The sequence below is a fragment of the Mesorhizobium sp. M0028 genome (assembly GCF_040323855.1).
Classification (GTDB): Bacteria; Pseudomonadota; Alphaproteobacteria; order Rhizobiales; family Rhizobiaceae; genus Mesorhizobium.
Genome location: NZ_JAMYVG010000015.1, coordinates 109,643 through 134,481 on the forward strand (window position 1 = coordinate 109,643; position 24,839 = coordinate 134,481).

Annotated in this window: 23 protein-coding genes and 7 pseudogenes; 21 read left to right on the forward strand and 9 right to left on the reverse strand. The window is 58.2% G+C overall.

Going from position 1 to position 24,839, the window contains the following annotated elements; genetic code table 11:
* The first annotated feature begins 8 nt into the window (after positions 1 to 8).
* The 11 genes and pseudogenes from nifN (at position 9) to NKJ93_RS23920 (ending at position 7,249) form a co-directional block, all read left to right on the forward strand.
* Positions 9 to 1,391, forward strand: a complete 1,383-nt coding sequence (nifN, locus tag NKJ93_RS23870) for a nitrogenase iron-molybdenum cofactor biosynthesis protein NifN (RefSeq protein ID WP_352591468.1) — start codon at positions 9 to 11, stop codon at positions 1,389 to 1,391.
* Complete coding sequence (gene nifX / locus NKJ93_RS23875) at positions 1,357 to 1,854, forward strand: nitrogen fixation protein NifX (RefSeq protein ID WP_352591471.1); 498 nt, start codon at positions 1,357 to 1,359, stop codon at positions 1,852 to 1,854. Before nifN ends, nifX begins: the two co-directional genes overlap by 35 nt.
* 17 nt (positions 1,855 to 1,871) lie before the next feature.
* Entirely contained in the window at positions 1,872 to 2,351 is a 480-nt protein-coding gene (locus tag NKJ93_RS23880; RefSeq protein WP_352591474.1) for a NifX-associated nitrogen fixation protein, read from the forward strand.
* 27 nt (positions 2,352 to 2,378) lie between these two features.
* Positions 2,379 to 3,164, forward strand: a complete 786-nt coding sequence (locus tag NKJ93_RS23885; RefSeq protein ID WP_352591477.1) for a response regulator transcription factor — start codon at positions 2,379 to 2,381, stop codon at positions 3,162 to 3,164.
* A 103-nt stretch (positions 3,165 to 3,267) separates the two neighbouring features.
* Positions 3,268 to 4,155, forward strand: coding sequence for a universal stress protein (locus NKJ93_RS23890; protein WP_352591480.1), 888 nt, complete (start codon positions 3,268 to 3,270; stop codon positions 4,153 to 4,155).
* An 867-nt stretch (positions 4,156 to 5,022) separates the two neighbouring features.
* Entirely contained in the window at positions 5,023 to 5,307 is a 285-nt protein-coding gene (locus NKJ93_RS23895) for a hypothetical protein (RefSeq protein WP_352591483.1), read from the forward strand.
* 206 nt (positions 5,308 to 5,513) lie between these two features.
* Positions 5,514 to 6,174: pseudogene (locus NKJ93_RS23900) on the forward strand (TlpA disulfide reductase family protein); the annotation flags it as partial.
* Positions 6,175 to 6,235: 61 nt separating this feature from the next.
* Positions 6,236 to 6,352, forward strand: a pseudogene (locus tag NKJ93_RS23905) (DUF269 domain-containing protein); the annotation flags it as partial.
* Between the two features lie 25 nt (positions 6,353 to 6,377).
* The gene (locus NKJ93_RS23910) at positions 6,378 to 6,581 is read left to right on the forward strand and encodes a CCE_0567 family metalloprotein (protein WP_352591486.1); all 204 of its coding nucleotides are present in this window, start codon (positions 6,378 to 6,380) and stop codon (positions 6,579 to 6,581) included.
* A complete protein-coding gene (gene fdxB, locus NKJ93_RS23915) occupies positions 6,578 to 6,898 on the forward strand; it encodes a ferredoxin III, nif-specific (RefSeq protein ID WP_352591489.1) in 321 nt (106 codons plus the stop codon). Before NKJ93_RS23910 ends, fdxB begins: the two co-directional genes overlap by 4 nt.
* Positions 6,899 to 6,925: 27 nt before the next feature.
* Positions 6,926 to 7,249: an exopolysaccharide production repressor protein gene (locus NKJ93_RS23920; protein ID WP_352591492.1), complete on the forward strand. Its 324-nt coding sequence runs from the start codon at positions 6,926 to 6,928 to the stop codon at positions 7,247 to 7,249.
* A 334-nt stretch (positions 7,250 to 7,583) separates the two neighbouring features.
* On the opposite strand, the pseudogene NKJ93_RS23925 reads toward NKJ93_RS23920, so the two are convergent.
* From NKJ93_RS23925 to NKJ93_RS23935, 3 genes and pseudogenes are all read right to left on the reverse strand, one after another.
* Positions 7,584 to 7,921, reverse strand: a pseudogene (locus NKJ93_RS23925) (transposase); the annotation flags it as partial.
* 213 nt (positions 7,922 to 8,134) lie between these two features.
* Positions 8,135 to 9,013 (reverse strand): DMT family transporter, encoded by an 879-nt coding sequence (locus NKJ93_RS23930; RefSeq protein WP_352591495.1) that lies wholly within the window; start codon positions 9,011 to 9,013, stop codon positions 8,135 to 8,137.
* Positions 9,010 to 9,414 (reverse strand): hypothetical protein, encoded by a 405-nt coding sequence (locus NKJ93_RS23935; protein WP_352591497.1) that lies wholly within the window; start codon positions 9,412 to 9,414, stop codon positions 9,010 to 9,012. The genes NKJ93_RS23930 and NKJ93_RS23935 overlap by 4 nt, the downstream gene beginning before the upstream one ends.
* A gap of 303 nt (positions 9,415 to 9,717) precedes the next feature.
* Here NKJ93_RS23935 and NKJ93_RS33670 point away from each other — a divergent pair.
* The 3 genes and pseudogenes from NKJ93_RS33670 to NKJ93_RS33680 form a co-directional block, all read left to right on the forward strand.
* A pseudogene (locus NKJ93_RS33670) lies at positions 9,718 to 9,884 on the forward strand (transposase); the annotation flags it as partial.
* The gene (locus NKJ93_RS33675) at positions 9,858 to 10,193 is read left to right on the forward strand and encodes a DDE-type integrase/transposase/recombinase (protein ID WP_502904407.1); all 336 of its coding nucleotides are present in this window, start codon (positions 9,858 to 9,860) and stop codon (positions 10,191 to 10,193) included. The pseudogene NKJ93_RS33670 and the gene NKJ93_RS33675, both read left to right, overlap by 27 nt.
* The gene (locus NKJ93_RS33680; RefSeq protein ID WP_502904406.1) at positions 10,084 to 10,416 is read left to right on the forward strand and encodes an integrase core domain-containing protein; all 333 of its coding nucleotides are present in this window, start codon (positions 10,084 to 10,086) and stop codon (positions 10,414 to 10,416) included. Before NKJ93_RS33675 ends, NKJ93_RS33680 begins: the two co-directional genes overlap by 110 nt.
* Positions 10,417 to 10,583: 167 nt before the next feature.
* On the opposite strand, the gene NKJ93_RS23945 is transcribed toward NKJ93_RS33680, so the two are convergent.
* From NKJ93_RS23945 to NKJ93_RS23960, 4 genes are all read right to left on the reverse strand, one after another.
* Positions 10,584 to 12,359, reverse strand: coding sequence for an ABC transporter permease subunit (locus NKJ93_RS23945; RefSeq protein ID WP_352591500.1), 1,776 nt, complete (start codon positions 12,357 to 12,359; stop codon positions 10,584 to 10,586).
* A gap of 19 nt (positions 12,360 to 12,378) precedes the next feature.
* Positions 12,379 to 13,407, reverse strand: a complete 1,029-nt coding sequence (locus NKJ93_RS23950; protein ID WP_352591536.1) for an ABC transporter ATP-binding protein — start codon at positions 13,405 to 13,407, stop codon at positions 12,379 to 12,381.
* A 250-nt stretch (positions 13,408 to 13,657) separates the two neighbouring features.
* Complete coding sequence (locus NKJ93_RS23955) at positions 13,658 to 14,755, reverse strand: ABC transporter substrate-binding protein (RefSeq protein WP_352591539.1); 1,098 nt, start codon at positions 14,753 to 14,755, stop codon at positions 13,658 to 13,660.
* A 379-nt stretch (positions 14,756 to 15,134) separates the two neighbouring features.
* Positions 15,135 to 16,412 carry an IS4 family transposase gene (locus NKJ93_RS23960; protein WP_352591503.1) on the reverse strand — a complete coding sequence of 426 codons (1,278 nt, stop codon included), beginning with the start codon at positions 16,410 to 16,412 and terminating at the stop codon, positions 15,135 to 15,137.
* Positions 16,413 to 16,636: 224 nt separating this feature from the next.
* Here NKJ93_RS23960 and NKJ93_RS23965 point away from each other — a divergent pair, with 224 nt between their 5' ends.
* Both NKJ93_RS23965 and NKJ93_RS23970 read left to right on the forward strand, forming a co-directional pair.
* Complete coding sequence (locus NKJ93_RS23965; protein WP_502904408.1) at positions 16,637 to 16,801, forward strand: hypothetical protein; 165 nt, start codon at positions 16,637 to 16,639, stop codon at positions 16,799 to 16,801.
* Positions 16,798 to 16,923, forward strand: a complete 126-nt coding sequence (locus NKJ93_RS23970; RefSeq protein ID WP_352591506.1) for a hypothetical protein — start codon at positions 16,798 to 16,800, stop codon at positions 16,921 to 16,923. The genes NKJ93_RS23965 and NKJ93_RS23970 overlap by 4 nt, the downstream gene beginning before the upstream one ends.
* 132 nt (positions 16,924 to 17,055) lie before the next feature.
* Here the strand turns inward: NKJ93_RS23970 and NKJ93_RS23975 are convergent.
* Positions 17,056 to 18,575 (reverse strand): annotated as a pseudogene (locus tag NKJ93_RS23975) (integrase catalytic domain-containing protein).
* Between the two features lie 33 nt (positions 18,576 to 18,608).
* Positions 18,609 to 19,006 (reverse strand): annotated as a pseudogene (locus tag NKJ93_RS23980) (ATP-binding protein); the annotation flags it as partial.
* Between the two features lie 237 nt (positions 19,007 to 19,243).
* Between NKJ93_RS23980 and NKJ93_RS23985 the strand changes: the two are divergent.
* The 5 genes and pseudogenes from NKJ93_RS23985 to NKJ93_RS24005 form a co-directional block, all read left to right on the forward strand.
* Positions 19,244 to 19,498, forward strand: a pseudogene (locus tag NKJ93_RS23985) (IS630 family transposase); the annotation flags it as partial.
* A gap of 901 nt (positions 19,499 to 20,399) precedes the next feature.
* A complete protein-coding gene (locus tag NKJ93_RS23990; RefSeq protein ID WP_352591509.1) occupies positions 20,400 to 22,001 on the forward strand; it encodes an ABC transporter substrate-binding protein in 1,602 nt (533 codons plus the stop codon).
* 5 nt (positions 22,002 to 22,006) lie between these two features.
* Positions 22,007 to 22,948 (forward strand): ABC transporter permease, encoded by a 942-nt coding sequence (locus NKJ93_RS23995; protein WP_352591542.1) that lies wholly within the window; start codon positions 22,007 to 22,009, stop codon positions 22,946 to 22,948.
* A gap of 1 nt (position 22,949) precedes the next feature.
* Positions 22,950 to 23,831: an ABC transporter permease gene (locus NKJ93_RS24000; protein ID WP_352591512.1), complete on the forward strand. Its 882-nt coding sequence runs from the start codon at positions 22,950 to 22,952 to the stop codon at positions 23,829 to 23,831.
* A gap of 7 nt (positions 23,832 to 23,838) precedes the next feature.
* Positions 23,839 to 24,839: ABC transporter ATP-binding protein (locus tag NKJ93_RS24005; protein ID WP_502904409.1), on the forward strand; the 1,001-nt coding region annotated here is incomplete at its 3' end.

The following is a 24,839-nucleotide window of genomic DNA, read 5'->3' on the forward strand; positions in this document are numbered from 1 at the left end:
GAAAGCCGATGGTCCGCATCCTTCCCCAGACCAAAGCGGCGGCGGTCAATCCGCTGAAGTCATCGCAGCCGCTGGGTGCCGCCTTGGCCTTTCTTGGCGTCGACGGCGCGATGCCGTTGTTCCACGGCAGCCAGGGGTGCACCAGCTTCGCGCTCGTGCTCTTCGTGCGGCATTTCAAGGAAGCCATCCCCTTGCAGACAACGGCGATGGACGAGGTGGCGACGATCCTCGGCGGGGCAGACCATCTGGAAGAGGCGATCCTCAACCTCAAGGCCCGCACAAGGCCAACGCTGATCGGGGTCTGCACGACGGCGCTGGTGGAAACCCGGGGCGAAGACTGCGCAGGAGATATCGCCAGTATCAGGCTGAAGCGCACGGAAGAACTCGCGGGTACGGAGGTGGTGCTAGCCAACACACCGGATTTCGGCGGCGCGATCGAAGAGGGCTGGGCCAAGGCTGTCACCGCGATGATCGAAAGGATTACGCGGCCCGGCGAGCAGGCGCGGCAGTCGAAGAAGATCGTGATCCTGCCTGGCTGGAACCTCACTGTGGCTGATATCGAGCATTTGCGTGAAATGATTGAAAGCTTTGGACTCAAGCCGGTGATTCTGCCGGACGTCTCCGGCTCGCTCGACGGTACGGTGCCCGACCGCTGGATCACGACTACCTACGGCGGCACCAGCATCGAGGATATCCGCGAGCTTGGCACGGCCGAGCAATGCATCGTCATCGGTGAGCATATGCGCCGCCCGGCCGAGCTGCTTCAGAGGTTGACCGGCGTGCCTTACGTGCTGTTCCGGTCGCTGACTGGGTTGAAGGACGCCGACCGGTTCGTCTCTCTGCTGTCCGCGGTTTCGGGCGCGGCGGCGCCGGCTGGGGTGCGCCGTCGCCGGGCGCAGTTGCAGGACGCGTTGCTCGACGGGCATTTCCACTTTGGAGGCAAGAAAATTGCGATCGCTGCTGAACCAGACCAACTCTACCAACTCGCGAGCTTCTTCATCGGAATGGGCTCCGAAATCGCGGCGGCGGTCACCACGACCGACATGTCGAAAATTTTGGAGGAAGTACCGGCGCAGTCGGTTCAAATCGGCGATCTCGGCGATTTGGAAGTTCTTGGCGCCGGCGCTGATCTTCTCGTCACCCATTCCCACGGCCGCCAGGCGGCGCAGCGCCTCGGCATTCCGCTCATGCGGGTCGGCTTCCCGATCTTCGACCGGCTCGGCAGCCAGCACAAGCTCACAATCCTCTACCAGGGGACCCGCGACCTGATCTTCGAGGTTGCCAACATTTTTGAAGCCAACCGGCACGCGCCGACGCCTGAGGCGCTTGATGCACTCCGTAAGCGAGAAATGCCAGATGAGCTCCGTTCGTCGCCTCTCGCTCGTCACTGACGAGGTTCACGCACCGACGCCGGAACGCCAAGCCGGCGCATTGCGCGTGGCAATCGCCACGCAGGACATGAAGAACCTCAACGCCCATTTCGGGTCGGCCAGGCGCTTTGCTGTCTACGACGTGATGCGCGAGGCGTGGAATCTCGTGGAAGCCGTGGCCTTCGATGACGTTTCCGACGAGAGCGGGAAGCATCGGACTGAGGGCGACGACCGCATCACCCCGAAGGTGGAGGCGCTGAAGGGCTGTCATCTCCTGTTTTGTCTGGCTATCGGGGGGCCTTCGGCAGCCAAGGTTGTTTCGGCAAAAATTCATCCGATCAAAGTGCCGCAGCCCCAAACCATCCAAGAGGTGCTGTTGCGCACGCAGATGATGCTCAGGACGTGTCCTCCCCCTTGGCTTCGCAAGGTGCTGGCGCAGGCAGGGGTCGCCGTACAGAAAAAGTCCTTCGGGGACGAGGACTGAAATGAGGAGTAGGCGAAATGTCTGACGCCGTGGTTAGCCCTGCTGTCGCCGAGGACGAGGCGGCCCTTGCCACCCCGTTCGTCAAATGCCTCGTGCGCCTGGTCCGGGCTCATGATTCCCACGGGTCTTGGGAAGGCAAATCGGAGGCCGAGCTGCTGGGCGACTTCATCATCACCAGGGAACAGCGCCGTGCGATCCCGATCATCGGCGATCCCGATCCGGACGTGCTGTGGAGGCTTGAGATGTTTTACACCGCCGTCGGGCTTGCGATCGAGGAGCGCTCCGGCCTGATGGCATCACCGATGATGGAGATGAGCCATGAGGGCTTCGGGCGCGTGCTTCTCACGGCCGGGCGGTTGGTCGTTCTGTCGAAGACCCTGCGCGACGTCCACCGGTTCGGCTTCGAGACGTTCTGGAAACTCGCCGCGGCCGGTACCAAACTGGCCGGCGATGCCACCGCAGCCATTGAGGCTCATCCCGAGGTGGCACGGGCGTGATGAAACCGATTTTCGAGCAAAGGGATCATGTCAGGCCTTGAGGACATGCCATGGCCAGCCCACTCAACCGAGGCGGTCGATGCCGATTTGGTTCTTGGGGTAGCGCTGATGAAGCCACTGGTCCTGATCTGTTCGCAAGATGCTGAGTTGTATCTGTTCCTCAGCCACATTCTGGGAGTGGACGGCTTTACGAGTGAGCCGGCAGGCGGGGTGAAGGAAGCACTTGCATTGGCCGATGAACGGGAGCTCCAGGCGGTAGTGCTGGACTGCGGGCCAGCAAGCGCGACAGGCTCTACAATCTGCGCCCGGCTCAAGGGGGAGCCCCGGACCGGCGGCCTGCCCGTTATTGCCCTGATCGCGCCCGGCGCCGAGAACCAGCACCTCGATCTCTGGAAGGCAGGCATTGACGAGAGCTTTGTGCGGCCCTTCGCGCCGGCCAAGCTGCTTGACTGTCTACGGATGAAGCTCGCGCTGCCACAGCCGGGTTCAAACGGGATCGAAAACGGCAGCTGGCTCTGCTGCGGCAGCCTTGAGATGAAGCTCGATGCCCACCGAGTTCGCGGCAATGGCCACGACATCCATCTCGGACCGATCGAATTCAACCTGCTGCGGCATCTGCTTGAGAATCCCGGCAAGGTCTTCAGCCGAGACGAGCTGATCGACGCGGCCTGGCCGGACAATATCCACATCGGTACACGGACCGTCGACGTCCATGTCAGCCGGATCAGAAAGGCGCTGAAGACGGCCTCGCCCAGCAGCGTCATTCGTACCGTCAGGTCTGCCGGCTACTCGCTCGAGAAGCCGGACGACTGAATAGCGAACGGATGGAACTCTCCATCTCCGTCGTGCTGAGGGCAAGTCTTGCGGCTTCGAAACGCGCCTACAGGTACGACATACTCTAAAAAGAAGCAGTCAGATGGCCTTCAAGAAAATACTCAGTGTGACGGGATCTGACCACTCCGATCAGGATGTAAGAATAGCAGCCGGCCTGTGTGCCGAGGTCGGCGCGTATCTTTCCGTACTGATTATGTCGCCTCCGCGGCTCGTTATGTCGCCTCCGCTGCTAGGCGATGGCATCCCCGCGTGGCCTACGCAACGCGCACAGGCCATTGCCCGACTGGAAAAACGGTACAGGCAAAGCGAGACATTTTCACAGGACATAGCCAGTCTGGAAAAAACATCCAGGGAAATTCACAAACTGCTGAGAGCCACGTGGCGGTGCTATGATGTCGATATTGCCAACTGCGATCAGGCCAGCGTCGATGATGCGGTGCGACAGCGGGCGCTCTGCAACGACCTGACAATCGTCGGCCCCGCACTTCTCAACGACATTAACCTCGGACCCCTTGTTATCAACGGCAGCTTGTTTGATACCGGAAAGCCGGTGCTTGTCGTGCCGGAGTGCGCTGAGGCGACTCTGTCGCCACGGCGCGTGCTGGTCGGCTGGGATTCGCGAGTCGAGGCGTCCCGTTCGGTTCGGGAAGCGCTGGATCTGCTAGCCGGTGCTGAGGAAGTTCGTGTCGCACTAGTCGATCCGGAGGCGACCTGCACCGGAAATGGCGCCGAGCCGGGAGCCGACATCGCTGCCTATCTCACTCGGCACGGTGCTCGGGTGTCGGTTGACCGGCTGGCGAGCGCCGGCAAACCGGTGGCTATGGTGCTCGCGCAGCACGCAATCGACACGTCTGCCGATATGATAGTCATGGGAGCTTATGGCAGCCGCCGGCTGCGCGAGCGGCTCTTCGGTGGCGTGACGAGATGGATAGTTGGGAAGCCGCCATTGCCGCTGTTTTTGGCTCGCTGACGGGTTCCGAAGCAGCACCGACACTGTTCGAAACTCTACTCACTGGGTCACTATCCTGATGCCAAGTCGGAGAAAGATCGCGGCAAACGTGCAAGCTTCGCGAAGCTTCTCGGAGCCAATCTGCACGCGCCGCCCGAGAACATCCCGGACGTCTCCAGCGCGCTCTCCGGGTTCTGCTCGCCCGAGATGATCCGTAACGCGGAGACCAACGGCCGGCAGAGGTACAGGCGCTCCTCAATGCGGTCAAAACCGGGGCTTCGCAGGTCGGCGTCAGGTCGAGAAAGAGCGTCGTTTCAGCGCGGCAGGCCGAGTTCGGACCCGTAGCCGGCATCGTATTGGCATATCACGATTCCCTCACCACTGGCCGGGAGCTGAACGACGCAATGGCTGTGCCGTGGCCAAGGCTCAACTTCGAGTCTGGACTTCGTGCTTTGCCGGAGTCGGCGGGAATCGATGGCATTAATCACGTTGTCACCGCCTGGGATGGTAGCCGGGTTAGCGGCGAGGACGGCCGCATCTTCAGCGGTTCAGTCGGTCCGGCCCCCACCCGCGTGGCGACCGAGCGGTCTTTGGGGCTGGTCAAATCCGACAACGCTCACATTCGCACCAGGCGGTCCCTGCAGCGCCTAAGCACAGGGAACACAGAAATATCCGGCACAAAGCAGGAACCCCGGAGAGTTCACCGGCCGGCACATGCCGGCACTCGGCCTGACTTTTTTCGCCACGACATTACCGTCGATCTGACGATGGCTGTTTGGCGAGCCACAGCTGGACGGCTTCGGTCGTGAAAACTCCCGTGTCGTCAGCCCAGGAATTCAATCGCAAGGCGGGCTAGGGGCACAGGCCACGCTCGGATGGAGCGGCCCCTTGCAATCGCAAATGGCGAGATCGCTACCGCCTCCGGACCGGAACGGCAAGAAGCTCAAGCTAGATTTTGTGACGCGAGCGGACGATGACGACGAGCCTGGCGGCAGCCAACGCAGTCATGATGTCTATCTGCTCGTCGCTCAGCCCGAATACCTGTTCAGTCATTTGTGGCCACGCTTTTCTGCCGACCCGAAGCGCGTGATGCTTGTCCAAAACCTGACAGCGGCAGAAAAGATGTTGGCTTCACTACAACCGGCCATCTTGGCATTTGGAGGCTTTTTCTAGCGATTCATGCGCTTACTGCCCGCTGAGTGCGCTGGCACGGCCTTTGCGGATTGTGAGGCGGCAACACTGCGTGGAAGCTGACTGCACGCAGACGCGCGAGTCTCTCCTTTTCCTGCCCGTGTGCCCCCTCTCTAAAGAGGGAACAAGCTCGCGCATAAGGTCGCGCAACCTGTGGCAACAGCTTTGGAGAGCAGCATGGTATTGTTTGGGCAACTTGGTGCGAACTATGTGTGGCGGAGATGCTCGATCTGATGCGGCTCCAGGAAAAATACAAGGACGGCGGACTTGAGGTCGTCGGCGTCGCGGCTGATGAAGACGCTCCAACGGCCATTGAGGCTCGAACCAAGTTGGACGCGTGGTTGACCGAAAAGTGCTCGCATCTGAACTATCGGATCGCGTTCGACTACACAGGTGAAATGAAGAAGCTTTGGAGGGAACCCAGCTTTTCCGCCGGGATTCCGACTTCGTTCGTGGTCGACCGAGACGGCCACATCGCCTTTATCGGTCATCCGAGCCAACTCGATGAGTTTTTGCCGAAAGTGCTCAACGGCAGCTGGCGCATCAGCGATAAAGCGAAAGCCGCCGGTACGGAGCGGATCGCCACAAGCGAGCCCATGGCGCGCGAACAAGCGTTGAAGCAGCCGATCGATGACAGATTCTGGGCGGCGGTGAAGTTAGAAGATTGGAAGACGGCGCTCTGGGCGATCGAAGAGGGCATCGCCTTGATGCCCGACGACCAATTTCCGCCGGACGCAAGCGCATCTGGTGCTTCACAAAATGCACGACATGTGGACCAGTTTGCCCCTCATGCACCAACTGGTTCGGGACGCGATCGACAGAAACTCCGAGAATTGGATGATCAAGGCGCGTCCGGCCAATGGGGGCTTCGGATGATTGCTTTTCATGGCCGGGCGGTTGGTCGCTCTGTCGAGACATCCACCGGTTCGGCTTCGAGACGTTCAGGAAGCTGGCGGAGGCCGGTACGAAACTGGTCGACGATGCGACTGCAGCTATTGAAGCCTATCCCGGCGTGGCGCCGGCGTGATGAAACCGATTTCAAGGAAGGATTTATGTCAAAGCTAGATGAGATGGGGAAGAAAGTCCGAAACCTTCAGCTGCGCGCGGCAGTTGCCAAGATGAAATTGCGCGACCTTGCAGAGAATCTCCCGGGAAAATGGACGGAGATAAAGGAAGTTGCCGAGGAAACGTCCGCCGTTTTTGCCGATTTGGATGGTGCCAAGAGAGAGCTCGCTGCAATGAAGAAGTTACGATGAGAAGCACATTCACCACCCGCGACGGCTCCGGATGGATGCCGGAATATCTCAACGCTATAGACGGCACGACTTGCATCGGCTGCGGCCGCTGTTTCAAAGTCTGCTCGCGCGAGGTCATGCATCTTTACGGTGTCGATGACGCGGGTGAAATCCTCGGCGCCTGCGACGGCGAGGACGAGGACGACTTCAATGGCGAGCTCAATCGCATGATCATGGTCGTCGACCATGCCGGCCGCTGCATTGGCTGCGGAGCCTGCGCCCGTGTCTGCCCAAAGAACTGCCAGACGCATGTTGCGGCCGACCAGGTCGTTGCATGATCTGGCGGACAAACCAGGGGAACGGCGTTGCCCTTTAGAATCTTTTGTCGCGTCTTTGGACTGGTCCTGTGCAGCATCGCTCTGATTATCTACTTCGCTTCTCATTCCATCGGCACAGTCGTCGTCACGACGCTGGCTTGTTCGCTGCTCCTTCAGGTAGCCTATTTCGCAAGCGTGCTCTTTCTGATCTGGCGGTCTGGCTGCGTTATCCGAGCTGGCCAAAGGGCTGAGCAGTTCGACAGTTGCAAGGAAGTTGGATCCGAGCCGCCAGACCTTGATGAGGTAACGAATGAATCCGCAGATTTGCTCCAGCGCGATCAAATGCTGGCCATATCGCTGCTGCTGCCTTGAGGCGCCATGACAAGATCAGTGCTCAAGATGGCGCAAACTTTGGACCAACCATAAACATTGAGCATACATTAGAAGGAATACTGTGCTTGAGAAGTCGATGGTGACCGCAATCCGGTCATTGTAGTTAATCCAGGAGATGCAGTTCTTGAATACCATACGCGTTTGGGTACTCTCTCGCACGACGGCGTGCGGTTGCAACTCTCAATGACGAACGAGGCGCTGGAAATAGTAATGGGACTCTCCTGGCGCCGGATAATGCAGATGACGTCAAATCAAAGATGCCTCTAGAATGAATCGTGAATGGCTAATTCAGCTCCAACCACTTCGTCACGCGCGTCAGTAGGACCTGCGCGGCTTCGTAGAGCAGCGTTCGCATCATATCGTCACCGCATAACGAGATCCGGCCGACCCGGCGGCTTTCGCCCGACTCATGGAGCACAGGTGTCAGGCCCAAAACCCGTCCGACCGCTTTCGAATCTCGGAAGCGGGCAGGGATGTCGATGGTGGTGGTATAGGCCAGAGCCACGACCGGGCCTACACCTGGTGTCGTCATCAGTCGGCGGCAAACTTCATCACGGCAAAGTGCTGACGCAGCTTGCCGCGAGCGTCGAGAAGCGGTTCGACGACCAGATCAGGCATCCCTTCAACCAGTTCGTGGATGCGTTGCTCGAATTTGCCTGCATAATGTTTCATGCTGCGCTACGGGTGCGTTCTTGGCGCATTGTCGGCTCCGGCGGTGGCAGGGTTTTGGACTCAGTAGCATGAGCCAAGATACCTGAAACCGCCGGGCCTTGCTCGTGCAAAGCTACGATTCACTCGACTAAATCAATCATTTGCCGTTTGTGGACGGAAACTCATGGCCGCAACGTATCGCAGATGCTGGCTTTATCTTTCATCTGCGACTCCCTTTGTGGTACAGAGACATCCGCCAACAACAATTGCTGCCAAGCCAACGATCGCGATGGGCGTCATGGCCTCGTCCCAGATCGCGAGACCAAACAGCGGCCCCCAAAGGCAGGCCGTGAACTCCAGCGGGGCTAGCGCTGCTGCGTTGCCACGGCAATAGGCCCAGGCGTTGAGAATTTGTGCGAGTCCTCCAGCCGTTCCGAGGCCGGCAACGAGCAAATAATCTTCGACGGAGAAGGATGGAAACCCGAAATAGGCTGTGGCAACAAGGCAAACAAATGACATACCAGTCGTGTTGTAGAGCGCCGATATTGCGGGATGTTCGGTTCTGCCCAAGATACGAAGGCAAATGGTCACTCCACCGGTCAACAATGCGCCGGCGAGGGCGACGAAGGCTCCGGCGAGGTTACTGGTGGAATAGGGTGCTGCAACTAGTATAACACCTAGGAACCCGACCGCCGCACCGAGCCAGCCGAATTTCGTAACGCGTTCGGCAAGAAAAAAGGACGAGCCTACCAACACGAAAAATGGAGCCGTGGATGTCAGGGCGGCGGCTGTTCCCAACGGAATTGTTGTAACCACATAGAAAATGGCGATCATAGAGGTCAAACCGAAGAGAAAACGAAGGGCGTGCAACAGAAGGAAGCTGGTCCGAAATCGCATGTTCCGACGATCCGCGTACAGAACCGTAAGAATGATCGGCAGGGAAAGCCAAATCCGGAAGGCGATGATCTGAAACAGGCTGTAGCTGCTGCCCAGAGCCTTGATGAAGACCTCGGTGGCGGAGAACATGAAGACGCTCATCGCCATCAATATAGCAGCCACTGCCTTATGGCTTATGGAGAGACCACCCATCATCCCCTCACGAGCGACAGCTCGTCAGAAACAGCAGCTTTTCCCGAGTTGAATGTCGCATCGTCGATCCGCACCAAAAGTTCCCGGGAAACTTGCAGGGCCATACTGTGGAGTAGCGGAGGTCGTGATGCCGATGCTTCAGCCAGAGACGCGATCCCGGCGTCCTTCTTATAGAAGTCGAGGGGAAGGGCCACGTCTTCACCGTAATCCCTCGTTATGACTACCGAATTCAAGGCCGATTTCGTGATCCCGATCTGACCGCTCAATAGGCTAGGAATTCTATCGAAGAATTCCGAAAAAGAACGTCTCAACAAAAGCCTGAGAGTCGGTTGCGTCACGTGACCACTGTCGCATTGAAGGCTGGTTTTCACACTAACTTTCTTCAGCTTGAATGTTGATTCCATAGATGTCTTGCGCGGTAAATGACTGAACATCATGGAGTACGACTTTTACACCCAAGGACTCGCGCCGGCGTATTATCCGCCGGTAGCTGCCGCGGGCACATCGTATGCCTGTCTAGTTGTGCGTATTACATATTGATGCCTTCTTTATTGAAGTCTAGATGACTTCCCGCTTGACGGAATAGCCTGTCAATTTGCGATTGCGAATTGACAAATTTCAGGTATATCGATTTTTACACGCTCAATAAAGAAAAACTTTTGCTACAAAAGTTTACACGGATGTTGCAGTATAGAATAAATTTTGCGCGCGGCCTCAAGGGCGTCGAGCTGGTCGTGTCCGACGATCATGCCGGCCTGGTCGCGGCGATCGGCGAGGTGATCCTGGAGCGGCATGGCAGCGCTGCTACGTACACTTCCTCAGGAACGCGCTCGATCACCTGCCGAGAATGCATGGCGACGATTGCACGCGCGAATGCCTGGCGTTGGTCGGGGACACGTCACTCTCCGGCGTGCGGGTTGCGCGCGAACTCGATCGCCTCATGATCGAGCGCGGCAAGCCGAAGATGGTCGTCAGCGACAATGGCAGTGAACTGACCAGCAACGCCATCCTCGCCTGGGCAGACGGGAGCCATGTCGCATGGCATTACATCGCACCGGGCAAGCCAATGCAGAATGCCTTCGTGGAAAGCTTCAACGCTCCGCAACGAACTCCTGAACGAGACGCTGTTCACGTCATTTCCGCAGGCGCGCGCTGCGCTTGCCAGTTGGCGAACGGATTATAACGTCCATCGCCCCACATTCGCGGCTCGGGTGGCAGACACCCTTCGAGTTCGCCAACACCTTCAGCTCGCGACGGGACACGTCGCTACGCACCATGATCGGCTCCGCGCCTTTGCCCGTCGCTCAACCCGCCCCACAGGGCAAGACCGACCGCCTGAGCGCCTGAGCGAACTTCGGTTGGATAAAAACTGGGCGCAACGTCATTTTTCAAGAGGACGGACATGAGGATGTTTGCCAATGGATCGCAGATCAGCTATCCGCTGCTACGTGGGGTTCCCCGCCGCTTAACCTACATACGAGGCGACGCCGGTTATCTTGGCCGCGGCGAACAACGCGTCATGGGGCGATAGAAGTTTGATAACAATCAATTCCTCCAGAGTTCGCCAATAGCCTTAGGCGGTGGGCTCGGGCAGGGGAGCCTGACCCTTCGCATTGGATCGCCACCACATCACGTAAAGCACAAATAACCATAATATCGGGACAAGCATCAGCAGCGACGACACCGCCGCCATTGTGGGGTCGATTTGGTTGCGTATGTTCTCCCACATCTTGAGCGGCAACGTGCGAATCGAGAACCCACTAATCAGTGACGTGATAACGATGTCATCAAAGGAACTGAGGAAGGCGAATATGGCACCCCCAATGATTCCCGGGCTAATCAAAGGCAGCGTAACTCTGATAAAGGTCTGAAGCGGCCCGGCCCTCATACTATTGGCCGCCTGTTCCAACCCAATGTCAAAATTTGCCAACGTCCCTGAGACAATCACGACGACGATTCCGATGGCAACCACGCTATGCGCTAAGACGATCCCAGTTAGCGATCCGATAAGTCCAAGCTGGAGAAGTCCCAAGTAAATTGCTACAGCGACGACGATGCCTGGCAGTATGTTCGGGGCGAGTAGCAGCGTGGTCAAGAAGCCTCGCTGCTGGGGGAAAGTGCGGTTTAGGCCGTATGCTGCAAGCGTTCCGGCTATCGTCGAAAGAATAGCAACAGTGGCGCCTATTTCAACGCTGATCCAGAGCGCGCCGGTCCAAGACGGATCGCTGAAGAACGACCTGTACCACTGCAGCGAAAGACCCCCGGTTGGGAACCCCAGAGACGTTCCGGCGCTGAATGACATGATGATGACGAGGAGGCTAGGAAATAGCAAGTAGGACATTACAATGACAACGAACGCCGTGCCCAACATTTTCCAACGTCGGCTGTCGCCTCTGGCCCTATGAATCTGCGTGATCCAGCGCTTGCTGCGAAAGGGAGCGGAAAGCTCATTGAACAATCGTGTCGCCGCGCTCACAGAGCGAAAGCCCGTCAGCCATGGCTTCCGGGGTGACGTCGAGCTGATCTGCGTGCGTGAAAGATCAAGTCCAAATATGGAAAGTAAGGCCACGGTGATTGCCAGGAGTATGAAGGCCGCGGCCCCAATGCGCGCCATGTTGAACGAACTCGCGACTTGCGACGCTATGAAGGTTGACAGCATGGCGTCGCGTAAACCTCCAAGAGCCGCGGGTATAACATAAAAGCCGAGACAAAATACAAAAGCCAGTAGCGAACCGCTGCGCACACCAGGCAGGCTAAGTGGCAGAAACACGCGCCAGAAAGCAGCCAAAGGCCGCGCTCCCATGCTACGGGCCGCGGCCATCAGTGATTTGTCAATGCCGAGCATAACGCTTACCATTGGCAGGATTACCGTCGGGAGAATGACGTGCACCATGCCTATATAAACGGCTGTTCGGTTGTAAATGAGGTTCAGAGGGTTGGAAATTATTCCGAGCTCGAGCAACAGGTTGTTGATAAGGCCATGGTCGCCGAGGATTGCAATCCACGCGTAGGTGCGCGCCAACCCGCTGGTCAGATAGGGGAGAACAACAAGCACAATAAGGGTAATTCGGATGGGCTTCGACGCAGCCACCATCAGATAGGCTGTAGGGTACCCTATGATAACACAAATTGCGGTCACCGCGGCACTTATTTCGATAGTCTGGAGCAGGACGCGGATATTGGCGGGTTGGCCCAAAAAAGCCTCGTAATTCATCAATGAGAACGCAGGGGCATTGAGGCTTATAAGAAATAGCCTAACGACCGGCATACCAAAGATCACTACCAGGATTGTAAACGCCGGCAAGGCGAGCCCAAACGGTGTCGACCCAAGTTTCCGAACAATCTGCATTGCCTAACCCAGTATGTTTTTAAGTGATGAGGTAGCGGACGTCAGAGCGCAGCCAATCGAGCCTTACCTTCTCGCCAATGCCGAAGATTTGCTTTCCCGCTGCGACATGCTCGCGAATGATCACCATGCTTCTCCCCGCGCGCACATGGTATTTACGCATCGGCCCAGCATATATCATATCTTCCACCGTGCCGGCGACGAACTGCCTCCAGTCGGCATCAGGCGGTTGCGGAGCCGCGCGAGTAGCGATGCAGATACGCTCCGGCCGGAGCATTGCGATGGAGCCCAATGGCGGCGTGACATCGCATTCCATATTAAATCCTGGGTTCTCAAAAATATTCGCCTCACCCAGAAAATTCGCCACGAATCGCGTCGCAGGTCGGTCGTAGAGAGCTTCAGGTGTGTCGATCTGTTCGATTCGACCGTCCCTCATGACGACAATGCGGTCAGACAACGTAAGCGCCTCCTCCTGATCGTGTGTAACACATATAGTAGTCTTGCCGAACTCTTTGTGCAGACTTTTGATTTCACTTTGCATCTGCTCACGGAGATTACGGTCAAGAGCACCCAGTGGCTCATCAAGAAGGAGGACCGGAGGGTCGGCGATCAATGCCCTAGCAAGCGCTACACGTTGCTGCTGACCGCCGCTTAGTTGCGACGGCATTCGATCGCCAAATTCTTTAAGACGCACGCGCTCGAGCATGCGATCTACACGTGTTTCTCTTTCGGCAGCCCTCGCCCCCCGCATTTCGAGAGGAAATTCCAGGTTCCGCCGAATGGTTAGATGCGGAAACAGTGCGTAGCTTTGGAAGACTATGCCTTGGTCACGTCGGTAGGACGGCACTGCAGCGACAGAATGTCCGCCGATCCTGATGTCGCCTTCAGTAGGTGAAATAAATCCGGCCAACAGCATAAGCGCCGTGGTCTTACCCGAACCGCTTGGTCCAAGTATGGTCACGAATTCCCCACGAAGCACCGCAAGTGACAGATCCTGTACCGCGGCAATCTGCCCGTACTTCTTGGTGACGTTTCGAAACTCAATCTGCACCTGAACTGAAGCTTGCCCCGATGTTTGGTCCTTCGGAAACGGAACAAGGCTGCCACTATCCACCAACAATTTACCCTCCAATAATCGAAATTCCCCAACCGAAGTGACAGTGTCTGGACCGCGACATATCGGTGGAGGCTGCCGATAAAGTTACCTCAAGCGGTCCAAAATCATTGCCCCGTAAGGGAGCAAGGTGGGTAAGGCACGGACCAGACTGTCGTGCCTTGCCGAAGTAATCTGCGGAAAGAGCCTAAAGCAAGATCCATTCGTTCCATCGCTGAACGAGCCTTTCGGTGTTGGAGAGGCCATCTGAGCCGACCTCAGTGTACCACCGCGCATTCATCACAATGCTGGTTCCCAAAAACTCTGGATTGCTTGCTAGCTTGCGGCCGATCTCCTCGGGGATAAACTTGAAGGCGTTCCGATTAGTTGGGCCATAGGGAAGAAGTTTGGTATAGGCCGCCTGGCGATCAGCGCGAGTGAGGAACTCGATGAATCTCTGGGCGTTATGCGCGTTGGGGCTTCCTTTTGGGATTGCAAAAAGGTCCCAAGTTAACTTGGCCTGATTACGATTGATTTCAATCGGCGCGCCTTGATCAACGAGCGATTGGGCGCGGCCGTCGTAAGACTGCATTAGGTCCGCATTCTTGTCCTTCATCATCTGATAGATCTCGGACCCGCTGCCCCACCACTTGCGAATGTGAGGCTTGATCTTGCCTAAGCTGGCGAATATCCGGTCGATGTCCATCGGATAGAGCGCTTCCGGAGCAACGCCGTCAGCAAGGAGCGCCTCTTCCCAAGGACCCTCCGATCCGTATGCGCCTGCCACAAGCGTCCGTGCGCCGGGAAACTTATTCACATCCCAGAATTCTGCCCAAGTGGCAGGACGCGGCCTGTTCGCAGGAAATTTCTCTGTGTTATACGCCATAACGTAAGAGTATACGATGTAACCGACGCCGAAGTCGTCTTTCGCGAAGTCGAGGAGACCGTCCAGTTCATCCTTCTTGTAAATGGAGTAGTCGATCTTCTCAAGTTGACCCTTCCTAGCTGCCACAATGAGGTCGCTTACGTTGAGACCGACGACGTCAACGGTCACGTTATTTGCCGCCGTCATCAGTTCCAACTGCAAGGGAGGGAAATCGTCAGTGATCGCAGTGACCTTGACACCGGTTTCCGCCTCAAAAGGCTTCACGTAGGCCTCAATCTTGGCTTTACCGGTCGCGCCGCCACCCACCGCTACCCTTAGTTCGTCGGATGATTGCGCTGAGGCCCGGCTAGCGACAGCGCCGACCGCAATAGCAGACGAAGCAGCCTTTATGAAGCCTCTGCGGTTCATGAAAAAAGTCATCGTTTGTTCCTCTCTATTATTTTCGTTGATCGCATGCCGACAGCCTTGGAAATCAAACTCTTCCCATGGTCCGGTCGAAAATTCGGATTTGGCGAGGGCGATGCCCTTGCACACGTAACTCTTCTCCGTTCCCAAGGCGGGTCCGGTTCGTTGCGATTAAGTCGAATTTCCTTGGCTCCCGGGTATTTCTTTAGACCTCCTCTAGAGGAGATTTATATCAAAAGGCACGATGGGTTGAAACGCACTCTGCAAAGTTCAGTGCAAACCGAAATAGGCCGGCGTGCATGAGTTTTACTCAGGGTCATATCCGAAGGTTTTGTTAAGGCGGTATTTATCTCCACTTTTTTCGGGCTCCACCCCCAAGCCGGCTCTAGGCGATTCACACATTTCGAAGCGCCCATCCATGGGCGATGGACAGGAAGTGCTGCAATCCGTGTCGGAAGGTGATGGGTCCTGGGGCTTTGGACTTTGGATAGCCGTCCCAGCCGCCGAGTTTGGCGATAATCCAGGCGGCCCAAGCGAGGGATTGGGGGGCGTGGGGATTCTTCTGCAGGGCGGTTTTTCCCTCTAGTGTGGGCAGCAGGGCTTGAAGCGTGTCGATTTCGGCGTGGGTGAAGGCGATGGCGGCGTGTTGTGCGGATCGGCCGTCGCGGGCCTGGACGAGTTGCATGACGACACAGGTGGCTCGCGCGGCGATGGCGGTCAGTTTGACGAGCCGTTCGGCGGTCTCCAGTTGGCTGTCTTCCAGCTGAAGCCCCTGCTGTTTGAGGGTGCGGAAGAACTGCTCGATGGTCCAGCGCATGCGATACCAATCGACCATCCGCCAGGCCATGGCCGCGTCCTCGACGAGATGGGTGGTAAGCAGTCGCCACAGGATCGGCTCGGCGCCCTGCGGCGGGTCGATCTCGGTTACCTGCACCAAGCTCACGCTCACCGTCTTGGGCAGGCCCTCTTCAATCGTGTTGTCGGGGCGCACGACCTCGACCTGGGCAAAGCTCGCCACCAGCCGGGCCGTGCGCGCCGCCCGACCAGGCCGCGCGCGCAGCTCGACCATGGCCTCTCCGGCGGCCTGCAGCGGTGCGGTCGACAGCTTGCCGCCGCCCTGGATCCGGCGGTCGTGCATGGCGCGGGTCAGAATGTGGAAGCCGGGTTCGGGTACAAGCGCCCACTTGCTGTAGATGTCGCTCTCGCGGTCGCTCACCTCGGTCACCAGTGCAGCCGACTTCAACACCGGCTTGGCCGCCGCGGCCGTGCTCAACCAGCGCTCGGACTCCTTGTCGCACAGAGGCCGCTTGGCATGAGCAACCTGCACACGCCCCTCGCGCGTCCACACCCGGCCCGCCACCAGCCCCAGAACGCCGCCCGTCTTCGCATCGATGCCCAGCATCGCGTGCAGCAACACGCCACGGCCGCCGCCCTTGCCAATCTCGCCAAGGCCACGCCGATACTCCGGCGTCGTCGCGAAATTGATCTCACTGGTGTCCTGGATCGCCAGCACATGACGACCGGCGCTAGCCTCAGCCGTCGCAGCGCCCCAACCTTCAATCAGCCTGTCCGTCGTCACCCGAGCGTTCGCCAGGAACCGACAAAAGCCCACGATCCCGCTACGGGCTCCTCCAGCCAAGCGGCGCAGGCACACGCTCTCGCGCGACACCATCCGCTCCAGAAGCTGGACCCCCTTTTTTCGAGCCGTTCGTCACCGAACGACCCCAACAATCCCATAGATGACACCGCGACGCCTCCCTCAGTACGTCGCCTACAGAATCACACACCAACCCGACGCCGCAACTCACAGATGAGTCATCGACGCAACGAAAAGATGTGTGCATCCCCTAGCAAGCCGGCTGGGGAAAGGCCCGGAAATTCAAAGGGGCTCACCCGCTGCGCCACTCCTTGGCTACCGACCGGCTGCGTCGAGGCGCTTCGCTTACCGAGGTCGGACAACTCCTGCGCCATAGCCAGCCGACCACCACGCAGATCTACGCCAAGGTGGATATCGCGGCGCTACGGACAATCGGGATGGCTTGGCTGGGAGCTGCGTCATGACACCGTTGCAGGCTGCGCTCGACGAGTATCTGGCCATGCGTCGTGCCCTCGGGCACGAGTTCCGTCTGGCCGGACACCTGTTGCAGCAGTTCCTCGCGTTCGCCGATATTCGCGACGATTAGGATGAGGCGTATTGCCTCGCCCAGAGTGTTCCCAAAGAACAATGCCGTTGCCTCACTCAGATGTTCTCGATTGCCTCACTGGTTCTTCCCGAGATTTAGCCTCTGCCGATCCCGTGTTGCTCGGGGATGATCTCACTGCACGACCTCTTCAATTTCCGTCCGCGCGGCATCGGCGAATGGCCCGAACACCAACGCATTGGCTTGCGTACTGCGCCAGATCTTCATTCGACGCTGCACGGTCCGAATGAGGCCGTCGGGATACACGCCGGGGTATTTGACCTGCAAGCGTTCAAGCAACTCTCGTGACGTTCGCCAAGGCTCCGCCTCGAACCATTCCTCGAGCTCGGCCGTGACGGCAAGGAGAGGATCGGGCCTCCGCCGCTCTCGCTTGGCCGCTGGCTTGGAGCGGGCGGTCGGTTTCACTTCACCACCACGCCAAGCAATCCGTAACCCGGACAGAAAGTCTTCCAGCGGCAATGCCTCGCCGTCGGCGGCAGCCGAACCGTCCGGCTTGCCGGCGATGTCGACCAATCTCTCTTGTGCCAGGCGTATGTCGCGGAGCAGCCGAACCGGATCGAGCGTCAGGTACATCGCCTTGAGGCGAAGGCGCGCATCCTCCGGCGTGCGTGCATCGTCAAGCAGCCGCTGATAGGGCGTGGCGGGACGATGATACCGCTTGACCACCCTGGCTCCGTCACGATGCTTTTCTTTCAACTTAAATGATGGCTGAAAGAAATTGATGAACAACCGCATCGGGAATAAAGCTTGGCTAGCTCCCGTGTGGCTTGCAGTCCCTCGAAGCGTCGGTATCCAACGATCTTACGCAAGATCGCGCCATTCTTCTGCTCGACAAATGCTTGATCATTCTTCCGGTAGGGGCGGCAACGGGTGAGTTCGATATTATCGCGCAAGCAATACTCCTGAACGCTCTCGTTCATGAAGACGCTGTCGTTGTCGGTGTCGAAGCCCAGCAGCGGGAACGGCAGCAACTTGCGCAGTTCGGCCAACGCAGTGATCAGGACCGTTTGCTCGCGAACCAGCAGCGGCGCGCATTCCGTCCAGCCCGTGGCGATATCGGTCAACACCAGGGTTTGCGAGAAGGCGCCCTTCGCGTATGGGCCGGAGTGAGAAACGAGATCCGCCTCGACAAAGCCGGGTGCGGGGTCATCCCAATCTGAGAAAGTCCGAACTGGAACACTACGCCGGATCGTCGTTGATCCTTTCCGCCGCCGCGGCCCGCTGGCACTCGCCTTAATATCCTTGAGAACGCGATCAATCGTCGCTGGGCTCATCGTCAACAATTGCCGGCGCGTCTCGCTATCCATAGCGCCGTGTCCGTGGCGTTCCATAGCTTCGATCAGGCTTGGCAAGAGCGGGTGTAGTCGCTTCCCGCAGATTCGATCCGATGCCTCCCAAACGACGACGAGAGCGGCGCGCACCTCATCACCGTAAACCCGCCGCCCCGGCCGAGGACCATTCTTCGCCGGCGCGCAGTCTCCTCGCAGAAGTCGCATCGCATGCTTGCGATGAAAGCCAGTGAGGGCCACGAATTCGTCCAACATCCTCGCCTTTTCGGCCCGACCGCCTAAAACATAGCGTCCACTGATCGCCGCCACCAATTCCGCTCGTGTCGCCATGCTCACCTTCCTCATCACAGCTCCCGAAGTTGTTGATTCGGGAGCAAATTAGATGAGGCAACAAACCAATTTTAGGGAGCAGTTCAGGCGAGGCAATGCGCGTATATTTTTGATTGTCGCGTAGGAGGCGGGTTTGCCGCGCTGGCGTTTGGCCTCTATGGCTGATCGTCGCCGGTAGCTTTCGACATTCATCTCGAAGATGGTTGCGTGATGAACAAGTCGGTCCACCGCGGCGAGGGTCATGGCGGGGTCCGGAAAGACGCGGTTCCATTCTCCAAAGGGCTGATTGGCGGTGATCATGATGGAGCGCCGCTCATATCTTGCGCAGATGAGTTAGAAGAGCACGCTCTTTCGGCCTGGTCCTTGGTGACGTAGGCCAGATCGTCGAGGATGAGCAGATCGAACTTGTCGAGCTTTGCGATGGCGGATTCGAGCTGGAGCTCCCGCCCAGGCCCTCCCGAAGCGAGGTCCCGTTGCCGGGACGATGGATCAGGTCAGACCGCAACAGCCTGCGTGGCATCGCAATCAGGCGTCACTAGAGCACGTCCTGTGATCGATGCATCGATTGTGATGTGACGGCTGCGTTTTGTGCTGATTCAACATCGGCCTCGATGGAGGTGACGATCGGAAGAGCATTGAGCGGGGATCTTTAGTCGCGGGTCTTGAAGGCTTCGGACGAGGGCATGTCGGCGCGGCAAGCGGCGGCGCGGTTCGGGGTGAAGTGTCCAGCGCGATCCGCTGGATTGCGGGCGAAGATCGGTGAACTGGCGCCACGCCCGCAGGGCCGCCGCCGCGCCTCCAGCCTCGATGCGGATGAAGCCTTCATCGTCGGGCTGATGGATGAGCGCAAGGACATCACGCTCAACGAGATGGTGGAGCGGCTCGTCGCCGAGCAGTCGGTGCGGATCAGCCGCAGCGCCTTGAGCGCCTGGCTTCGTAGGAACCGGCAATTCGCATCGGGTCGCTATAGTGTTGATGCCAAAGTAGGCGATAAAATTCTCGCAAAGTGGGTTATCCCGCTTTTTCATTGCGATGATGTTTCCCAGCAAACGCTGGCGAAGGAGAACCAAGCCGGTAGAGCTGGCATCGCAAAATCGCTCCAGCTTCCTCTTCATCCGTAGGCTATCCTGAGATGCAAAGCGTGCCAACGGACACTATCGACGTATCTGTCGATTCCGCGACACAGTTTTACTTGAATCACATTTCTCGGCTCGGCTAAATGGTTGAAATGCAATAACAACACACTTCTTTAGCTCGATCAATCGGAGTTGGCACGAGTTTTGAAGCGTTCAATGCGAAGCCTCGGGAGCGTGCGCCTGCAGGGAGACAAATCGAACAAGGAGGCCCGAAAGGCAGTAGCCACGAGCGCCCGCTGAGCACAACACGTGAGATTTCGTTGGACGGGCACGTTTACGATGAACGCTATAGAGTCGATGGAGAACTGCCGTGTTAGTGAGATTTAGTTGATGGCAATAGATAAATCTATAGGTCCCGTAACACTATAGTGTACTGGTGGAGAAGCGTGTTGGACGACAATGAAATTCAAATCCTCCTTTTCGTGATTTGCGTGATTCGAGTGCCGCTGGATCCGTAAGTGACGCGTTGCCCTCGGCTGCGTATTTAGCATAAGCCGGACTAATGCCCAACGGCATCGCGCGCCCCTGGCTCACAAAAGTCAGGATCATCCCAGCGCGTGCTGATTTGTACGCCCTGCGTTTCAGAAAACTACGAATTTTGGCTCAACCCGGCGAGTGCTCGCGCGTATGCTCTAAGCCATACGCATTTAAGGGACCACGTGCGGATCAACATCGCCATCAAGAAGTCAAAAGGGGAGTTGAAATGACAATCTCTCGACGCGAACTCATCAAGGTGGGCTTGGCCGCCGGAACGGCTTTGTCGATCCCGTCCATTCTGCGGGCGCAGACGGCGCCAGCCGCCGCACGGACGGTCCGCATGGTGAAGGGTGACCTCACCATCTTCGATCCGACCTTTACGGCAACTAACATTACAGGCGATCACGGCGCGGCGATTTACGACACGCTGTTTGCGGTCGATTCCAAGTTTATGCCGCAGCCGCAGATGGTGGGGAAATGGGACGTTTCGGACGACAAGAAAACCTATACATTTGAGCTCCGGGACGGCCTTGGCTGGCACGACGGCACTCCCGTCACCGCAGCGGATTGCGTCGCCTCAATTCGCCGGTGGGCTCAGGTGACTCCTGGCGGCCAGCTGATTATGGAACGAGCCAAGGATATCGCGAAGAAGGACGACAAGACCTTTACGATCGCGCTCAAAAAGCCGCTATGGATTCTGATCAACATCCTGGCGACGCTTCCATGCCCAACTCTTTTTATCATGCGCGAGAAGGACGCGGAACGTCCCGCAACCGAGCAGGTGACGGGGAATATCGGATCGGGGCCGTTCAAGTTTAACCATGATCTCGCAAAGCCGGGCGCGAGCTTCACCTACGATCGTAACGACAAATACGTACCGCGCAAGGAGCCGTCCGACGGATTCGCCGGCGGAAAATTCGTCAACGTTGATCGTGTCATCTGGGAGAACATCGCCGATCAGCAGACCGCGATGGCGGCCCTGCAAGCGGGTGAGATCGATTACTTTGAGACGCCGCCGGCAGACCTATACTCAGTGATCGGCAGCGACCCCAATCTTGAACTGCAGATTTTGAACAAGACGGGCCAGGATCTGGTTTTGCGCATGAATCATCTGCAGAAGCCATTTGACAATATCAAGGCGCGCCAAGCGGTGCTTGGCCTGATCGATCAGGATGCTTATATGCGCGTAATGTCTTCCGACCCGAAATACTCGAGCGCGGTCGTTTCGTTGTTCGGAAGTGGAACTCTTTATAACAATGACGAAAACACAGAATGGTACAAAAAGGGCGGTGATCCGGAAAAAGCGAAGCAACTATTCAAGGAAGCCGGATACGCAGGGGAAAGAGTTGTCATCCTGCAGCCTACTGATTGGGCGGAGTCAAGCAATGCCTCTCAGCTTCTGGCTGCCGCATTGCGGAACATTGGCGTCAATGCCGAGCTTGCACCGAGCGACTGGGGTGGGGTTGCCGCACGGCGAGCGAATAGGGGCCCTATCGAGAACGGCGGCTGGAGTATGTTTATTACAACCAATGCTGGCTACAGTAACAGCAACCCCCTAGGCACGCCCTTGCTGACGGCAAATGGCGACAAGGCCTGGTACGGCTGGCCGAAGAACGACGAATATGAGGCTCTCCGAGCCAAGTGGGCGGATGTCGAAACTGTCGACGAGCGCAAGGCATTGGCCCGCAAAATGCAAAAAGTATGGTGGGATTTCGTCGGCGATGTTCGCCTGGGCGGTTATGTGCAGCCAATCGCGCGACGCAAGACACTGACAGGCCTCATCGGCATTCCGGTGCTCGTTCCAATGTGGAGCATGCAGAAGGCCTGAGCGCAATGGCTGTCTACATTCTGCGCAGAATGATCTCGACCATCGCCGTCATGGCGATGGTCGGAATCTTTGTCTTCTTGTTGCTGAGGCTGGCGCCCGGCGACCCGGCGGCCATGATCGCCGGCAAGTCGGCGACTGCCGAGATGATTGCTGGCATCCGCCAGCAACTGGGCCTGAATGACCCCCTGCCGGTTCAGTTCATGCATTGGGTGCAGAACATGTTCGGCGGCGATTTCGGCACCTCGATCTTTGCCGGACGACCGGTTCTCGATCTCATTTCGCAGCGGCTTGAACCGACCCTTTCCCTGTCGATCCTGACGATGATCCTTTCGGTGACGGTGGGGGCCTCTTTCGGTATCCTTGCCGCGTGGCGAACTGGCGGGCTCGTCGACCGCCTCCTCGCGGCGTTTTCGGCACTTGGTTATTCCGTTCCGGTCTTTGTCATCGGCTATTTCTTCATATACTTTTTCGCCATCAGGACACACTGGCTGCCGGTCCAGGGGTATGCCCCGATCGGTGAGGGTCTCGGGCCTTGGTTTGTGCACCTGATCCTTCCGACCGTGGCGTTGAGTCTCGGCTTCGTTGCATTCATCGCTCGGGTCACGCGGGCGAGCATGCTCGAGGTCCTGTCAGAAGATTATATGCGAACGGCCGCCGCCAAGGGCGCTTCGTCCCATGCCATGCTCTTCCACCACGCCTTGAAGAATGCCGGCGTGCCGATCCTGACCGTGATCGGCATTAGCTTCGCCTACCTGATCGGCGGAGTGGTTCTCACGGAAACGGTGTTCAACATACCCGGTATCGGTCGCCTGGTCGTGGATGCAATCAACAACCGGGACTATCCGATCATTCAGAGTGTGCTCATCCTTGCTTCGGGTCTGTACGTCATCATCAATCTCACGGTCGATCTGGCCTACACGCTGATCGATCCCCGAATCCGGTACTGATATGACGATTTTGTCCGCACCAGTTGAAGTCGTGCCTATGGGTCGGCTGCAGCTGTCCGATCTTCCCCGTCTGGCAAGACGGCACCCGCTGGTTCTGTTAGGCGGGGGCCTCCTGGCGCTCTTGATCATTCTGGCGCTCGCCGCCCCGCTTTACGCCGGTGATCCAGTGAACATGGATCCATTCAAGCGACTGCAGCCGGCTTCGGCTGAGATGTGGTTCGGGAGTGACAATCTGGGCCGGGACGTCTTTGCGCGAACTATCTTCGGCTCCCGCATCTCCCTCATGGTGGGGTTGCTGTCGGCGGCATGCGCGGCTCTTGCCGGGGCTCTGATCGGTGTCCTCGCCGGCTACAGTCGCAGCTTTGACAACGCCGTCATGCGGGTCATGGACGGCCTGATGTCTATCCCGACGATTCTGCTGGCGATTGCGCTCATTTCTCTGACGGGACCCGGAATCGGCATCCTCATCGTCGCCATTGCCATCCCCGAGACGCCAGCCGTCGCGAGGCTTGTTCGATCTGTGGTCCTGGGTGTTCGCGACCGTCCTTATGTGGAGGCCGCGCTCTGCGGCGGGGCGCGCCTGCCCAAGGTGCTATGCCGGCATATCCTGCCGAGCACCATTCCGGCGCTGATGGTCCAGAGCGCTACTGTCTGCGCCAGCGCGATCCTGACGGAGGCGGGGCTGAGCTTCCTCGGCGTGGGTGTGCCGCCCGAAATTCCGAGCTGGAGCAACATGATCGCAAGTTCCCGCTTATATCTGGCTATCGCCCCAATGACGATCTTCGCGCCCGGTATCTGCCTTGCTGTCACCGTCCTTGCCGTCAACCTGCTCGGGGATGGCTTGCGCGACATGTTCGATCCCCGCGCGAAGCGGAGACGCTGACATGCTGATGCGAGAATCTGCAGAGGATGATGTCCTTCTCGACGTTCGCGACCTTGAGACGCACTTTTACGGCCAAGAAAGCGTTACCCGCGCCTTGGGCGGTATCAGTTTCCAGGTGAAGAAAGGCGAGACGCTCGGCGTCGTGGGCGAATCCGGATGCGGGAAGAGCGTCACCGCCCTCTCCATTCTTCGGCTGTTGCCGAAGCTGAGCGCCAAGACTGTCGGCGGCGAGGTCCGCTTCCACGGACGCGACATCCTTGAGCTGTCCGATCGGGAGATGCGAAAGATCCGCGGTGACCAGATCGCCATGATCTTCCAGGAGCCGATGACGAGCCTGAACCCCGTCTATACGGTCGGCCACCAGATCGCAGAGGCGGTGCAGATCCATACGAAGGTGCCCCGCTCGGTGGCGATGGCAAAGGCCGAAGAAATGCTCCGCCTCGTCCGCATCGGGGATCCCGAGCGTCGCGTCAACAACTATCCCCACGAAATCTCAGGCGGCATGCGCCAACGTGCCATGATCGCCATGGCCCTTGCCTGTTCGCCGGAACTGTTGATCGCTGACGAGCCAACGACTGCGCTCGACGTCACCATCCAGGCGCAGATCCTGCGGCTAATCGTAGATCTGAAAGAGCGTATGGGAACGTCCGTGATGTTCATCACGCATGATCTCGGCGTTGTGGCCGAGACATGCCAACGCGTGATCGTCATGTATGCTGGCAGGATCGTTGAGCAAGCGAGCGTCACGGATCTGTTCGCACGCCCCGCGCATGCCTACACCCAGGGCCTCATGCGATCGGTGCCGGATAGGCGGCGCGGCCGTCAGCGCCGCCTTCCAGAAATTCCCGGCATTGTCCCAAGCCTGCGCGAGCCCATTGTGGGCTGTAGCTTTGCTCCTCGCTGCCCGTTCGCTATCGACATTTGCCGCGAAAGGACGCCCAGCCTGCGTGATGTCGGGTCGAGCCACGCCGCGGCTTGTTGGCGCGCCGAAGAGGTGGTGGGCGCATG